This is a genomic window from Pseudomonas sp. 30_B (assembly GCF_017491605.1).
Lineage (GTDB): Bacteria > Pseudomonadota > Gammaproteobacteria > Pseudomonadales > Pseudomonadaceae > Pseudomonas.
Genome location: NZ_JAFGYY010000136.1, coordinates 1 through 553 on the forward strand (window position 1 = coordinate 1; position 553 = coordinate 553).

1 protein-coding gene is annotated in these 553 nt (G+C 52.4%); it reads left to right on the plus strand.

Going from position 1 to position 553, the window contains the following annotated elements; all coding sequences use genetic code 11:
* Window positions 1-278: 278 nt before the first annotated feature.
* Window positions 279-553 (plus strand): hypothetical protein (locus tag J5M67_RS27600; RefSeq protein WP_207888566.1); only part of this gene is annotated, 275 nt, incomplete at its 3' end.

The following is a 553-nucleotide window of genomic DNA, read 5'->3' on the forward strand; positions in this document are numbered from 1 at the left end:
GTAAGAGCGAGCCTGAAACGCAACGCCAGCAAGGCTCCTGTTTTGGTTGTAGAACAAAAAGGGAGGCATCGCGGACGTCCCACAGATGCTGCGAGTGCTCACGGATCGACCACGTAGCGACCTTCGCTGATGACTCGGCGGCCACCTTGAGCGGTGTACTCACGCTCTCCAAGCAAATTGCTGATTTCGCCGAGAGTGACATTCCCGCACGAGCCACTATGCATGTTAATTTTTATCGACTACAATGTAGACATCGAAAATTAACATCAGGTACCGCGATGCGCCAAACCATAGTAGTCAGTGAGCCGCTGGACACTGAGCAGGAATTGTCCCAGCTTGGGCTGAAAGTTTCGGTTGCTCAAAAAATCGCTCACGCTGCGTCCGCCGCCAGAGCGTCCGCCTTAGAGATTGATGTCGCATTCACACCGGGCATGCTCTCCCACATTTACGGAAATCGCCAGTTGCGGCTGGAACTCCTTCCGTTAGGGTGGCGAAAAGGGCGCTTCAATAACGTCGAATCCGTAATTAACGACGAGTTGGGAATTCAAATAAT